The sequence below is a fragment of the Oceanibium sediminis genome, from assembly GCF_003265325.1.
GTDB classification, from domain to species: domain Bacteria; phylum Pseudomonadota; class Alphaproteobacteria; order Rhodobacterales; family Rhodobacteraceae; genus Halovulum; species Halovulum sediminis.
The window spans coordinates 533,083-544,753 of the sequence record NZ_QGNX01000002.1; the positions used below are offsets into that span (position 1 = coordinate 533,083).

Annotated in this window: 15 protein-coding genes; 8 read left to right on the plus strand and 7 right to left on the minus strand. The window is 67.0% G+C overall.

From position 1 onward, the window contains the following. Nucleotides 1–4 precede the first annotated feature (4 nt). The 5 genes from DJ029_RS08030 to rnhA all read left to right on the plus strand — a co-directional run bounded on the left by DJ029_RS08030 (nt 5) and on the right by rnhA (nt 2,982). Nucleotides 5–439 (plus strand): YqaA family protein, encoded by a 435-nt coding sequence (locus DJ029_RS08030; protein ID WP_112321821.1) that lies wholly within the window; start codon nt 5–7, stop codon nt 437–439. A gap of 82 nt (nt 440–521) precedes the next feature. Further along, nucleotides 522–1,472, plus strand: a complete 951-nt coding sequence (gene ispH, locus DJ029_RS08035; protein ID WP_112321822.1) for a 4-hydroxy-3-methylbut-2-enyl diphosphate reductase — start codon at nt 522–524, stop codon at nt 1,470–1,472. A gap of 40 nt (nt 1,473–1,512) precedes the next feature. After that, nucleotides 1,513–1,938, plus strand: a complete 426-nt coding sequence (locus tag DJ029_RS08040; protein WP_112321823.1) for a DUF3429 domain-containing protein — start codon at nt 1,513–1,515, stop codon at nt 1,936–1,938. 4 nt (nt 1,939–1,942) lie between these two features. Continuing rightward, entirely contained in the window at nt 1,943–2,530 is a 588-nt protein-coding gene (locus DJ029_RS08045) for a class I SAM-dependent methyltransferase (RefSeq protein ID WP_157966300.1), read from the plus strand. Further along, nucleotides 2,527–2,982, plus strand: a complete 456-nt coding sequence (gene rnhA / locus DJ029_RS08050; RefSeq protein ID WP_112321825.1) for a ribonuclease HI — start codon at nt 2,527–2,529, stop codon at nt 2,980–2,982. Before DJ029_RS08045 ends, rnhA begins: the two co-directional genes overlap by 4 nt. Before the next feature lie 4 nt (nt 2,983–2,986). On the opposite strand, the gene DJ029_RS08055 is transcribed toward rnhA, so the two are convergent. Next, the gene (locus DJ029_RS08055) at nt 2,987–3,721 is read right to left on the minus strand and encodes a type 1 glutamine amidotransferase (RefSeq protein WP_112321826.1); all 735 of its coding nucleotides are present in this window, start codon (nt 3,719–3,721) and stop codon (nt 2,987–2,989) included. 27 nt (nt 3,722–3,748) lie between these two features. After that, nucleotides 3,749–4,681 (minus strand): transcriptional regulator GcvA, encoded by a 933-nt coding sequence (gcvA, locus tag DJ029_RS08060; protein WP_112322018.1) that lies wholly within the window; start codon nt 4,679–4,681, stop codon nt 3,749–3,751. Nucleotides 4,682–4,809: 128 nt separating this feature from the next. On the opposite strand from gcvA, the gene DJ029_RS21685 reads away from it, so the two are divergent. Beyond that, complete coding sequence (locus DJ029_RS21685; protein ID WP_157966301.1) at nt 4,810–4,968, plus strand: hypothetical protein; 159 nt, start codon at nt 4,810–4,812, stop codon at nt 4,966–4,968. 179 nt (nt 4,969–5,147) lie between these two features. On the opposite strand, the gene phbB is transcribed toward DJ029_RS21685, so the two are convergent. The 3 genes from phbB to DJ029_RS08075 all read right to left on the minus strand — a co-directional run bounded on the left by phbB (nt 5,148) and on the right by DJ029_RS08075 (nt 8,504). Continuing rightward, a complete protein-coding gene (gene phbB, locus DJ029_RS08065; RefSeq protein WP_112321827.1) occupies nt 5,148–5,870 on the minus strand; it encodes an acetoacetyl-CoA reductase in 723 nt (240 codons plus the stop codon). 96 nt (nt 5,871–5,966) lie between these two features. Further along, entirely contained in the window at nt 5,967–7,142 is a 1,176-nt protein-coding gene (locus tag DJ029_RS08070; protein ID WP_112321828.1) for an acetyl-CoA C-acetyltransferase, read from the minus strand. A gap of 126 nt (nt 7,143–7,268) precedes the next feature. After that, nucleotides 7,269–8,504, minus strand: a complete 1,236-nt coding sequence (locus tag DJ029_RS08075; protein WP_198671084.1) for an alpha/beta fold hydrolase — start codon at nt 8,502–8,504, stop codon at nt 7,269–7,271. A 257-nt stretch (nt 8,505–8,761) separates the two neighbouring features. On the opposite strand from DJ029_RS08075, the gene phaR reads away from it, so the two are divergent. Further along, nucleotides 8,762–9,364, plus strand: a complete 603-nt coding sequence (phaR, locus tag DJ029_RS08080) for a polyhydroxyalkanoate synthesis repressor PhaR (protein ID WP_112321830.1) — start codon at nt 8,762–8,764, stop codon at nt 9,362–9,364. A gap of 10 nt (nt 9,365–9,374) precedes the next feature. Here the strand turns inward: phaR and DJ029_RS08085 are convergent, their stop codons facing one another. Further along, nucleotides 9,375–10,235 carry an EAL domain-containing protein gene (locus tag DJ029_RS08085; RefSeq protein WP_157966303.1) on the minus strand — a complete coding sequence of 287 codons (861 nt, stop codon included), beginning with the start codon at nt 10,233–10,235 and terminating at the stop codon, nt 9,375–9,377. 123 nt (nt 10,236–10,358) lie between these two features. Between DJ029_RS08085 and DJ029_RS08090 the strand changes: the two genes are divergently transcribed. Continuing rightward, on the plus strand, nt 10,359–10,931 hold the full coding sequence (locus tag DJ029_RS08090) for a DNA-3-methyladenine glycosylase I (protein ID WP_112321832.1): 573 nt from the start codon (nt 10,359–10,361) through the stop codon (nt 10,929–10,931). 3 nt (nt 10,932–10,934) lie between these two features. Here the strand turns inward: DJ029_RS08090 and DJ029_RS08095 are convergent, their stop codons facing one another. Next, entirely contained in the window at nt 10,935–11,627 is a 693-nt protein-coding gene (locus DJ029_RS08095; RefSeq protein WP_112321833.1) for a rhomboid family intramembrane serine protease, read from the minus strand. Nucleotides 11,628–11,671 lie beyond the last annotated feature (44 nt).

Consider the following 11,671-nt stretch of genomic DNA (forward strand, 5'->3'; position numbering starts at 1 on the left):
GTTGATGACAGACACGCTCAGCGCCCTCGCCATCCTGTTCGCCGCGGCCTTCGGCGCCGCGACGCTCCTGCCGTTCCAGTCCGAGATCGTGCTCGGCGCGCTCTACTTCCGGCAGGATGCGCCGGTCTGGGCCCTGCTGTGCGTGGCCAGCGTCGGCAATACGCTCGGCTCTGTCCTGAACTGGGTCATCGGGCGCTGGATCGAGCACTTCCGGCATAGCCGATGGTTCCCGGTAAGCGACACACAGCTTGAACGGGCGCAGGAGTGGTATATCCGCTGGGGTCTGTGGTCTCTGCTGATCTCATGGGCGCCGTTCGGGGATGCGGTGACGGTGGTCGCAGGGATCATGCGCTGCCCGCTCTGGGCCTTCGTCGTCATCGTCGGCGCGGTGAAAACCCTGCGCTACGCGATCGTCCTCTGGGGGCTGGCGGCGGTATGATCGCGCGATGCGCCGGTGGGGGTGGCAGTGCGCGGTCGCCCTGCGTATAAACGGTTCCAGTCCTGCAACCCGAGAGGTGCCGATGCCCCAGCCCCTGACCCTCTACCTTGCTGCGCCGCGCGGCTTTTGCGCGGGCGTGGACCGGGCGATCAAGATCGTGGAAATGGCGTTGGAAAAATGGGGCGCCCCGGTCTTTGTCCGCCATGAGATCGTGCACAACAAATACGTAGTCGATGGGCTGCGCGCCAAGGGTGCCGTCTTCGTCGAGGAGCTGGACGACTGCCCCGACGACCGCCCCGTGATCTTTTCCGCCCACGGCGTGCCGAAGGCCGTCCCAGCCGAGGCGGCCCGACGTCAGATGATCTATGTCGATGCGACCTGCCCCCTTGTGTCCAAGGTTCATATCGAAGCGGCGCGCCACCACGACAACGGCCTGCAGATGGTGATGATCGGCCACGCCGGCCACCCCGAAACGCTCGGCACCATGGGCCAGCTGCCCGAGGGCGAGGTGCTGCTGGTCGAAACCGTGGAGGATGTCGCCACCCTCACCCCGCGCGACCCTGCGCGGCTGGCCTTCATCACCCAGACCACCCTTTCGGTGGACGACACAGCCGGTATCGTCGAAGCGCTCAAGGCGCGCTTTCCCGCCATCGTCGGACCCCACAAGGAAGACATCTGTTATGCCACCACCAACCGTCAGGAAGCGGTGAAGGCGATGGCGCCGAAAATCGACGCGCTTCTGGTGATCGGCGCGCCGAACTCCTCCAACTCCAAGCGGCTGGTCGAGGTGGGGGCCCGCGGCGGCGCGCCCTATGCGATGCTGGTGCAGCGCGCGGCCGACATCGACTGGCGCGCGATCGAGGGGGTGAGCGCCGTCGGCATCACTGCCGGGGCCTCGGCCCCCGAAACGCTGGTTGACGAAGTGATCGGCGCCTTCGCGGATCGCTACGACATTACGGTCGAGATGGTTGAAACGGCGGTGGAGAACGTGGAATTCAAGGTCCCCCGCGTCCTGCGCGAGCCCGTGGCCTGAGCCGCGGCGACTTCGCCCGAACCCCGCAAGGATCAACACGATGAACGCGATTCCACGCCCCGCCCTTATCCTCGGCTTCGCCGGGCTGTTGCCCTTCCTCGCCGGGGCTCTGGCGGTTCACGGGCTCATGCCGGGGATTGAGAATCCGATCACCGGCCTTTTGATCCTGCAGGCCTACGGGTCAACGATCCTCGCCTTCATGGGGGGCTGCCTTTGGGGATTCGCGGCACAGGCGGGCAGGACCGGCTGGAAGCAGATGGCGGTCAGCGTCGCGCCAGCGATCTGGGCGGCGGTGGTCGCGGTTTCGCCCGATGCGTTGCTGTCGCTGATCATCGGCTTCGTGTTCCTCTTCGCGCTCGACCTGATGTTCCGCGGCTGGGGCCTTGGCCCGCGCTGGTGGATTGCCCTGCGCGCGCCGCTGACGCTTGGCGTTCTGGCCTGCCTCGTGGCCGGGAAACTGGGGTGAGACCGTGGACGACAGGACGCTCGCTTTCTATGACGGCAACGCAGCCGAATACGCAGACTTCGCCACAGAGTCCGCCGAACACCCGAAACTGGCCGCTTTTGCCGCGCGCCTGCCGGACGGGGCACGGGTCCTCGATTTCGGCTGCGGCGTCGGCTGGGCGGCGGCCGCCCTGCGCGACATGGGCCATACCGTCGATGCGCTCGACGCCAGCGCGGGCCTGGCCGAGGAAGCGAAGAAGCGCTACGACCTCGACTTGAAGGTCGCCCACTTCAAGACGCTGTCGCGCCGCGCGCGCTACGACGCGATCTGGTCGCATTATGCCCTGCAGCACGCAGACCGGGAGGATCGCGCCGACATCCTTCAACGCATCCACACGGCGCTGCGTCCCGGCGGCCTGCTCTATATCGGCGTCCAGAAGGGCCCCCGCGACTGGCGGGACGACCTCGGGCGCCTCTACACCCCTTTTCGAGAGGAAGAAATGACGAACCTGCTGCAGCAGACCGGGTTTACCGACTGGGAAATCACCCACGGGACCGGCACGAACTACGACGGCACGCCAAGCCTGAACCTGACGGTCTGGGCGCGCGCATGAACAAGATCATCGCCTACACGGATGGCGCCTGTTCCGGCAATCCCGGCCCCGGCGGCTGGGGCGTGGTCCTGCACGCAACGCGGGACGGCAAGATCGTCAAGGAAAAGGACCTCTCCGGCGGCGCGGCCGAGACCACGAACAACCGCATGGAACTGACCGCCGCGCTGGAGGCGCTGACGACCCTCAGCCGCCCCTCCTCGGTGCGGATCGTGACCGACAGCACCTATGTCCGTGACGGCATCACCAAGTGGATCCATGGCTGGAAGCGCAACGGCTGGAAGAACGCCGCGAAGAAGCCGGTCAAGAACGCCGACCTGTGGCAGGCGCTGGACGCCGCCGCCGCGCGCCACGACGTGACCTGGGATTGGGTCAAGGGCCACGCCGGGCACCCGGAAAACGAACGCGCGGACGAGCTGGCCCGCGCCGGCATGGCGCCCTTCAAGAAACGCTGAGCGTTCAGGCCGCGGCGTTCATCCGCCGGAAGTAGCGCACCATCGCCTCGGCCCAGTCGCGGCTGGCCACGGGAATATCCAGCGTGGCGGCCGCGGCCGCGCGTTCTTCCGCGGGAACCGTCGCGCTCAGGCGATGCTCGGACACCATGTTGAACAGCTCGTTGGTGTATTCCGGATGGGGCTGTACGCTCAGCGCATCGGGGCGCTCCGGGTCGCCGTAGGCAAGCGCGGCATAAGGGCAGAAGTCGGAACTGGCCAGCACCGTGGCACCCTCGGGCAGGGCGACGACCTGGTCCTGGTGCACCACGTGGCCCGACCACGCTCTACGCAACCCCTCGGGCAGCCATTCCGGCGTTGCCCCGGGCTGGTAGCTGTGGACGCCCAGCGCCCAGCCCTTGTCGGACTTGACCGCCCTGCCGCCCAGCGCCTCGGCCAGAAGCTGGTGGCCGAAACAGACGCCCACCACGGGCACCCCAGCGGCGATCGCTGATTTGCAGAACGCCTTCAGCGGCTCCAGCCAGGGAAGGTCGTCGTACACGCCATGGCGAGAGCCGGTGATCAGCCAGCCGTCCGCCGACTGCGGCGCGGGCAGCGCCTCGCCGTTCACGACATCCACGGTGAAAAGCTCCAGCTCGGGATCGACCGACAGCAGCAGGCGCTTGAAATAGGCGTCATACTCGCCGCCACGCGCCACGATCACCTCGGGCAGGGTCCCGGTCAGCAATATCCCGATCTTCATGTCAAATGTCCTCGGCAGGGGGATTTCCTACTCGATATGGACAAACTCCCGCCCTTCCGCAAGCGGCGCGGCGGCGGCCAGCTCGGCATGGATCCATTCCCGGAAACGGGCGATGCGCGGCCGCGTCTCGTGCCCCAGCGGGCAGACCATGCGATAATGCGCGTCCACCGTCAGCGCCAGCGGGAACGGCGCGACAAGGGCGCCGCTCTGCAACGCCGTCAGCGCGATGGAGCTGCGCCCGAGCGCCACGCCGCCCCCCTCCAGCGCCATGTCCAGGGCGTGATCGGCCTGCGTGAAATGCGGCCCCCGGACCTGCGCCGCATCGACGCCTGCATGCTGGAACCAGCAGGCCCAATTCGGCGGCGTCCGCAGGAAATCGAGGCTTTCGTCATGGATCAGGTTTTCCTTCAGCAGGTCCGCGGGGCTGGCAACCCGCGCAGCGATATCCGGGCGCATCATCGGCGTGATCCAACCGCGATAAAGCGCCTCAGAAAAATACCCCTCGTCCCGGCCCTGCCCGAAACGGATCGCCAAGTCCACGGCGTCCCGGTCGAAATCCAGCACGCGCAGCGTCGCGCTGAAGCGCAGCTCGATGTCCGGGTTCTGCTGCGCGAACCGGAACAGCTTCGGCGCCAGCCACTTCGCGGTGAACGCGGGCCCCGCGGTGATGTTCAACACCGCCCCCTCCAACGTGCGCTGGGCGGCGCGCCAGCCCTGGCGCAGCGCATCGAACCCCTCCGAGGCATAGGGCAACAGCGCCGCCCCCGCCTCGGTCAATTCCACGGCCCGGTTCAGCCGCCGGAACAGGGGCGCCTGCAGATGGGCTTCAAGGTTCTTGATCTGGTAACTCAGCGCCGCCGGCGTCACCGCCAGTTCCTCCGCCGCCAGGGCAAAGCTCATATGCCGCGCCGCAGCTTCAAAGGCGCGCAAAGCCGTGAGCGGTGGCAGGCGATCGACCATGACCACATAAGTATAACTTAATCGAAGCAGAAGAAAGACTCGTTTGTCGACGCCCCCGCGCCCCGTCATATTGGGGACAGGATCGACAGGGCAGCGCCCCTGCCCGGCACGCTACGAGGAAACCCGCCATGACCCACGCGAAACACAGCCTTACCCGTGAAGACGCCATCGCGCTCGGCCGGATGGAACGCTCACGCGCCTTCCACGACGCCCTGAAAAGCCTTCGTACCCTGGCCTCCCGGGGCAAGCTGCAGGTGCACGCCATCGCGCCGGCGCGCCCCGCCTGACCCCATCCCGCTGAAGACGATAGGGCCGCCCCACACCGGGAGCGGCCCTTCCTCTTGCCAGGGAAGGCGAAGCGCCCGCCTTCCAAAGTCTTCAAATATCCCCGCCGGAGGCTCCGGCGCCGCCCCGGCGACCCGCCGCCCGGCACGGGGCGACAGGCCCGCCAAACGGGCGCAGGACCTCAGGCGAAGAACTGCGCCCCGTTGGCCGAGATCGTCGAGCCGTTTATGAAGCCCGCATCGTCCGAGGCCAGGAACGCCACGCAGCGGGCGATCTCTTCCGGCTCGCCCAGGCGGCCCGCCGGGATCTGCGCGATGATCGACTCGCGCACCTTCTCGGGCACCGCCATCACCATTTCCGTGGCGATATAGCCGGGGCAGACCGCGTTGGCGGTGATCCCCATGCGCGCGCCCTCCTGCGCGAGCGAGCGCACGATGCCGATGTCCCCGGCCTTGGTCGCCGCGTAGTTCACCTGCGCGAACTGCCCCTTCTGCCCGTTGATGGAGGAAATCACGATCACCCGCCCGAACTTGCGCTCACGCATGCCAGGCCAGATCGGGTGGACGGTGTTGAACACGCCGGTCAGGTTGGTGTCGATCACCGCGCTCCACTGCTCCGGGGTCATCTTGTGAAACGGCGCGTCCTTGGTGATGCCGGCGTTCGCGACAACCACCTCGATCGGCCCCAGGTCGGCCTCGACCTGGGCAATCCCGGCCTTGGAGGCTTCGTAATCAGCAACGTTCCACTTGTAGGTCTTGATGCCGGTTTCAGCGGTGAAGGCCGCGGCCTTCTCGTCGTTGCCGGCATAGGTGGCGGCAACCGTGTAGCCATCCGCCTGCAGTCGTTTCGAAATGGCCTCGCCGATCCCGCGCGACCCTCCGGTTACAAGTGCAACACGTCCCATTCTCAGTCCTCCTTGTTCAAGTTTATTCCCGAAGGCCTGGGCCAGGGCCTGACCTTCGGGTCTTTGTAGGGTGGGCAGTCCGCCCACCAGCCGTCTTCAGTCCCGCTCGACGCAGAGCGCAACGCCCATGCCGCCGCCGATGCACAGCGTGGCCAGGCCCTTCTTCGCGTCACGGCGCTGCATCTCGAACAGCAGCGTGTTCAGCACCCGGCAGCCACTTGCGCCGATCGGGTGGCCGATGGCGATCGCACCGCCGTTGACGTTCACGATCTCCGGATCCCAGCCCATGTCCTTGTTCACGGCACAGGCCTGCGCGGCGAAGGCCTCGTTCGCCTCCACCAGGTCCAGGTCGCCCACAGACCAGCCCGCCTTGTCCAGCGCCTTGCGGCTGGCATAGATCGGCCCGACGCCCATGACCGACGGGTCGAGCCCGGCGGTCGCGTAGGATGCGATGCGCGCCAGCGGCTTGATGCCGCGCTTCGCGGCGTTCTCGGCGCTCATCAGCAGCGTCGCCGCCGCGCCGTCGTTCAGGCCCGAGGCGTTGCCCGCGGTGACCGACCCGTCCTTGGAGAAGGCCGGGCGCAGCTTCTGCATCGCCTCGATAGTGGCGCCGTGGCGGATGTACTCGTCCTTGTCGACCACGATCTCGCCCTTGCGGGTCTTCACGCTGAAGGCGACCACCTCGTCATCGAACTTGCCGGCCTTCTGCGCGGCCTCGGCCTTGTTCTGGCTGGCCACAGCGAAAGCATCCTGGTCCTCGCGGCTGATCTGCCACTTCTGGGCCACGTTCTCGGCGGTGGTGCCCATGTGGTAGTTGTTGAAGGCGTCCCAGAGGCCGTCCTTGATCATGGAGTCGGTGAACTTCATGTCGCCCATCTTCTGCCCCGCGCGCAGATGCGCGACATGGGGCGAAAGGCTCATGCTTTCCTGGCCGCCCGCGACCACGATTTCCGCATCGCCGAGCATGATGTGCTGTGCGCCCAGCGCCACCGCGCGCAGGCCCGAGCCGCAGACCTGGTTGATCCCCCAGGCCGCGGATTCGACCGGCAGGCCCGCATTGATATGCGCCTGGCGGGCGGGGTTCTGGCCCTGCCCCGCGGTCAGTACCTGGCCAAGGATCGTTTCCGAGACATCGCCCGCCTCGACGCCCGCGCGCTCCAGCACGGCCTTGATGACCGTCGCGCCAAGATCATGGGCAGGGGTGTTGGCGAATGCGCCGTTGAAGCTGCCGACGGCCGTGCGGGCGGCGGAAGCGATTACGATGTTTGTCATGGCGTTCCCTTTTCTTCCCTTTTGGACAGTATAGTACTGAACCAAGCTTGTATTGCTGCACTGCAGCATAACAGTACCCACCTCGTTTGCACTGTTGCATACCGTCGCAGCCGAGTCTCTCCCCCCCTATGGCAGGTCGCGCAGGAAAGCGGCGACTGGCCCCCAGACGGCGTCGGGGGCCGCCGCCCCCGTAATCATGCCGACATGCCCGAGCGGCGGCGACAGAAGTTCCGCGTCGGGCAGGACCCGGCGCAGGCCACCGGCAACGGCGGGCGGGGCGATTGTGTCGCGCCGGCCGGCAACGATCAAGCTTGGCGGGCGATCCCTCCCGTATCGGCCCTGCGGCCACTGGCCCCGCGCGGTGGTATTTTCGAGGTGCCAGTCGACCAGAAGCGTTTCGGCCGCGGGTCCGGCCATGGGCACGCCGTCGGCGAGCCAATCCTCCATCGCGACGAAGAACTCCGCCTCCGCGCTATCCTGCGGAGTTTCGGCGAATCGCCGGAACTTGCGGGCCGCCTGCATCGGGTCAACCACGGCGAACAGGTGTTGGAAGACGCTGACCGGCACCGCGCCGAACGCGTCCGAGAGGGTGCGCAGGATCGCGCGCACCTGCGCCGCCCCGCCACCTTGGGCCGCCGCGGCGCGCGCGCCTTGCGCCGTGCCCCGCGCCGCCGCGAAATCCCAGGGCGCGCCGATGGTGACCAGGCCGCGGATCTCGGGCGTGGTCAGCGCCAGCCCCGCCGCCACCGTTCCGCCCATGCAATAGCCGAGCACGGCGGGCGGGGCGCCGCCGCCCAGCACGCTGGCCGCCGCCAGCGCCGGCATCAGGCGGCGCGTCATGTAGTCCTCGATGTCGAAGCGCGCCTCCATCATTCCCGGCGCGCCCCAGTCGAGCAGCAGCGGGCGCAGCCCCGCCGCGGCAAGCCCGCGCAGGAACGACCGCCCCGGCATCAGATCCAGGATGTAGGCGCGGTTGATCAGCGACGGCACGACAAGCACCACGGGCCCGGCGGGATCGGTTGCCTCCGGCGTCTGGCCATAGTCGAAAAGCTGCGATGTGCCGCTGCGCCAGATCACCGGCGGCGGCGTCAGGCTGCGCCGCCAGGGGTGGCGCTGCCACAGTTCCACGCCGCGCATCATCGCGGACAGCCGCGACGCCGCCTCATGGGTGAGCGCCAGCAGGTCCGGCGGCGCGCCGGTGTAGCGGGGCAGATCGGGATGCCAGGGGAATGACGGCTCCGCCGCGTTCGGCGCGGCGAGGATCGCCTGCTGATACGCCGCCACCGCCGCCCCGATGTGGAACGGCAGCGGTGCGGGTTGCCCGACACGATGGGGGGCGACGGGGGGCAGGTCAGCGGTCATCGGCTCTCGGACGACGGGGGGACGGGGCCGGTGATGGCGACATGCCTCAGGTACGCTTCCCACAGGTCGAGGTAGCGCACGGCCCGGTCCCTTTCGGTTTCCGGCGGGGGCGGCGTCTTTGCCGGGGGGGGCGGTTCTTTCGTCATGACAAGCCGGGGGTAGCATGGCCAAGGCGTGTTCGCGTATGCAAAAATTCCGTTGCGGCGCGGAAACGCCCGATGCTATGCCTGAATTGTGATCATAAGGAGAGCCGTTGCATGGCCCGCGCCCGGACCGAAACAGAAGACCCCGTGGTGATCAAGAAGTACGCCAACCGGCGGCTCTACAACACCCAGAAATCAGCCTATGTCACGCTGGAGAACCTGGCCGAAATGGTGCGGGACGGGGTGGATTTCGTGGTCCGCGACGCAAAATCGGGCGAGGATATCACCCGCGCCGTGCTGACCCAGATCATCTTCGAGGAGGAAGCCAAGGGCCATACGATGCTGCCCGCCAATTTCCTGCGCCAGTTGATCCGGCTCTACGGGGATTCCCTGCAAGGCGTGGTGCCCGGCTACCTCGAAGCGTCGATGGAGACGTTCCTGCGCAACCAGGAAAAGCTGCGCGAAAGCGTGACCTCGGCCTTTGGCGTCAATCCCGCCCTGGCGAATTTCGAGGCGCTGACGCGCACGAACATGGAAATCTACGAGAACGCCATGCGCATGTTCCGCCCCTTCGGCGGCCAGCACCCCGAGGAAGCCCGGGACGCCACCCCCGATGCGAAACCGGCGGGCGGGGCGAAGGATGTAGACCTCGAAGAGCTGAAGAGCCAGCTGAAGGCGATGCAGGACCAGCTCAACACCCTGTCAAAGGACGGCTGAGCGCGCCGGCTCAACCGATCGCCGTACCGTCCGTGCCGCTGCGCCCGTCCATGTCCTCTGACGGTCGCCCGAACAGATACCCCTGCATGCAATCGACGCCGAGCCGTACCGCGCAAGCCGCGTCCTCGGGGTTGTCGATGTACTCGATCACCGAGAGCATCTCGAAATGCCGGGCCAGCCCCAGCATCGCGCGCACCAGCGCCTGCGCATCGGGGTTCGTCGCAAGCTGGTCCCCGTAGCTGCCGTCGATCTTCACGATATCGAAACGGTGCTCGCGGAAATGGCTGAAGCCGGTCGCCCCCGCCCCGAAATCGTCCAGCGCCACGCTGACCCCGAGCGAGCGGAGCGAGGCGAGGAAGCTGGCGCAGCGCGGATGGGCGAGGAAGCCCTCGTCCTCCGTCATCTCGACGATCAGGCGGTAGGGCAGGTCCGGCGTTTCGTTCGCGGCCATGGACAAGGTGGAAAGCCACGCCGGATCGTCCAGCGTCATCGGGCAGATGTTGACCGAGATCCGGGTATCGGGCATCGCGCGAAGCTGCGCCAAGGTCTTGGCCAGCGCCACCCTGTCGATCGCCGAGGCCAGCGGCGTGCCCTGGATCGCCGGCAGGAACTGCCCCGGCGCAAGCAGCCCGCCCGAGGGGCTACGCAAGCGGATCAGCGCCTCGTAAAAGGCGATCTGCGGCAGGCAGCGGGCATCGATCACGGGCTGATAGACAACCGTGACGGCCCCAACCTGCAATGCGCGCGCCACCATGGCGCGGGACGCCGTCACATCGCGCTGCCCCACGCCTTTCAGCGCCTTGGGCATCGTGATGTCGGCCGTCCCTGCGGCGTCCTTGTAGTGGTCGGTCTGTTTGTCGTCGCGTGTCATTTGCGCCTCGTCTTTCCGGGCTGATCCCTGACGCGAAAGTGGCGTTCCGGCAGTTAATCCACGGTAAATATTGCCCGAATGTTCTAAAAATGTTCCCATCGTCAAGATGTTGAGGGGGATGACATGAGCGACCGCTGTCCGTGGTGTGGGAATGAAGAAATTTACGTTTCTTACCATGACCTTGAATGGGGCGTTCCCGAGTTTGACGGCCGTGCCTTGTGGGAAAAACTGATTCTCGACGGGTTCCAGGCGGGGCTGAGCTGGATTACGATCCTGAAGAAGCGCGACGCCTTTCGCGCGGCCTTTGACGGGTTCGATCCCGAACGGGTCGCACGCTATACCGAGGCGGACGTGAACCGCCTGCTCGCGGATCCCCGAATCGTGCGCCATGGCGGCAAGATCCGCAGCGCCATCCGCTCGGCCCAGCTTTTCAACGAGATCGAGGCGCGGGAAGATTTTGCCGACTACCTGTGGAAATACGTCGACGGCGCGCCGATCCAGAACACCTGGGCGCGCATGGCCGACGTGCCGGCTTTCACGCCGCTGTCCACGCGACTCTCGAAGGATCTGAAGAAGGCGGGGTTCACCTTTTGCGGGCCGACCATCGTCTATGCCTTCATGCAGGCGACGGGGATGGTGAACGACCACCTGACGGGCTGCCCCCGCCACGCCGAGATCCGTGGCATGGCGCCCTGAGGGTCAGCGCCGGCCCTGCAACTTCCGGCGCAGCCGCGTGAACCCGCCGGGCGCCACGATCGTGGCGAGCGCGAAACCGGTCGCAAAGCCGCCAATCTCGGCGAACAGGCCATCCCAGCGCCCGTCGATCAGGATGAAGACCACCTGGATCGCGACCAGGATTCCCACCAGGCGGAAGGCGGCGTATGGGTTTGCGCCCAACTCCTCCGCCGCGACCCAGAGCGCCCAGGTATAAAGCCCCAGCAAGCCATAGATGGCCGGGTAGGCGCCGAACAGCGGCGCCTCGGTGGTGCTGGTCAGGCCGAACACCAATGCCCCGACGACCGAGGATGCAAAGAAGACCACCAGGATCGCCCAGGTCCGGAACATCCGCCCCGCGAAATTACCCAGCGCCAACAGAAGGACGCAGGCAAACAGCGCATGTGTCAGGCTGTAGTGGATGAAGGGATAGGTGACGAAGCGCTTCAGCCCGTCGAAGGGCCAGGTCTGGCTTTCGAGCATGTAGTCGAAATAACCGGCGAAGAACCCGTAGTCCCTGAGCGCGGTGAGCCGCCAGCCAACCGCCTCGGGGCCGCCGATGAAGCCGCGGGCCCCGGCCTGGAACACCAGTTCGATGCCGAAGATCACGATCGCCAGCGCGGCGACGACCGGCGGAATCGGGTTGAAGGGCGGGGCGCTGTGGTCGGGGTCGAACATGGGGCCTGTCTGTGCTGCGTGTTGACGCGCCCTTGCCGCGGCGC

What these genes read in the sequence shown, in the direction of transcription:
- DJ029_RS08090 (WP_112321832.1), top strand. Translation starts at nt 10,359, where the DNA reads ATGAGCGACCGCTGTCCGTGGTGTGGGAATGAAGAAATTTACGTTTCT.
- DJ029_RS08075 (WP_198671084.1), bottom strand. Translation starts at nt 8,504, where the DNA reads ATGACCGCTGACCTGCCCCCCGTCGCCCCCCATCGTGTCGGGCAACCC.
- gcvA (WP_112322018.1), bottom strand. Translation starts at nt 4,681, where the DNA reads ATGGTCGATCGCCTGCCACCGCTCACGGCTTTGCGCGCCTTTGAAGCT.
- DJ029_RS08095 (WP_112321833.1), bottom strand. Translation starts at nt 11,627, where the DNA reads ATGTTCGACCCCGACCACAGCGCCCCGCCCTTCAACCCGATTCCGCCG.
- ispH (WP_112321822.1), top strand. Translation starts at nt 522, where the DNA reads ATGCCCCAGCCCCTGACCCTCTACCTTGCTGCGCCGCGCGGCTTTTGC.
- DJ029_RS08055 (WP_112321826.1), bottom strand. Translation starts at nt 3,721, where the DNA reads ATGAAGATCGGGATATTGCTGACCGGGACCCTGCCCGAGGTGATCGTG.
- DJ029_RS08085 (WP_157966303.1), bottom strand. Translation starts at nt 10,235, where the DNA reads ATGACACGCGACGACAAACAGACCGACCACTACAAGGACGCCGCAGGG.
- rnhA (WP_112321825.1), top strand. Translation starts at nt 2,527, where the DNA reads ATGAACAAGATCATCGCCTACACGGATGGCGCCTGTTCCGGCAATCCC.
- DJ029_RS21685 (WP_157966301.1), top strand. Translation starts at nt 4,810, where the DNA reads ATGACCCACGCGAAACACAGCCTTACCCGTGAAGACGCCATCGCGCTC.
- DJ029_RS08070 (WP_112321828.1), bottom strand. Translation starts at nt 7,142, where the DNA reads ATGACAAACATCGTAATCGCTTCCGCCGCCCGCACGGCCGTCGGCAGC.
- DJ029_RS08040 (WP_112321823.1), top strand. Translation starts at nt 1,513, where the DNA reads ATGAACGCGATTCCACGCCCCGCCCTTATCCTCGGCTTCGCCGGGCTG.
- phaR (WP_112321830.1), top strand. Translation starts at nt 8,762, where the DNA reads ATGGCCCGCGCCCGGACCGAAACAGAAGACCCCGTGGTGATCAAGAAG.
- DJ029_RS08030 (WP_112321821.1), top strand. Translation starts at nt 5, where the DNA reads ATGACAGACACGCTCAGCGCCCTCGCCATCCTGTTCGCCGCGGCCTTC.
- phbB (WP_112321827.1), bottom strand. Translation starts at nt 5,870, where the DNA reads ATGGGACGTGTTGCACTTGTAACCGGAGGGTCGCGCGGGATCGGCGAG.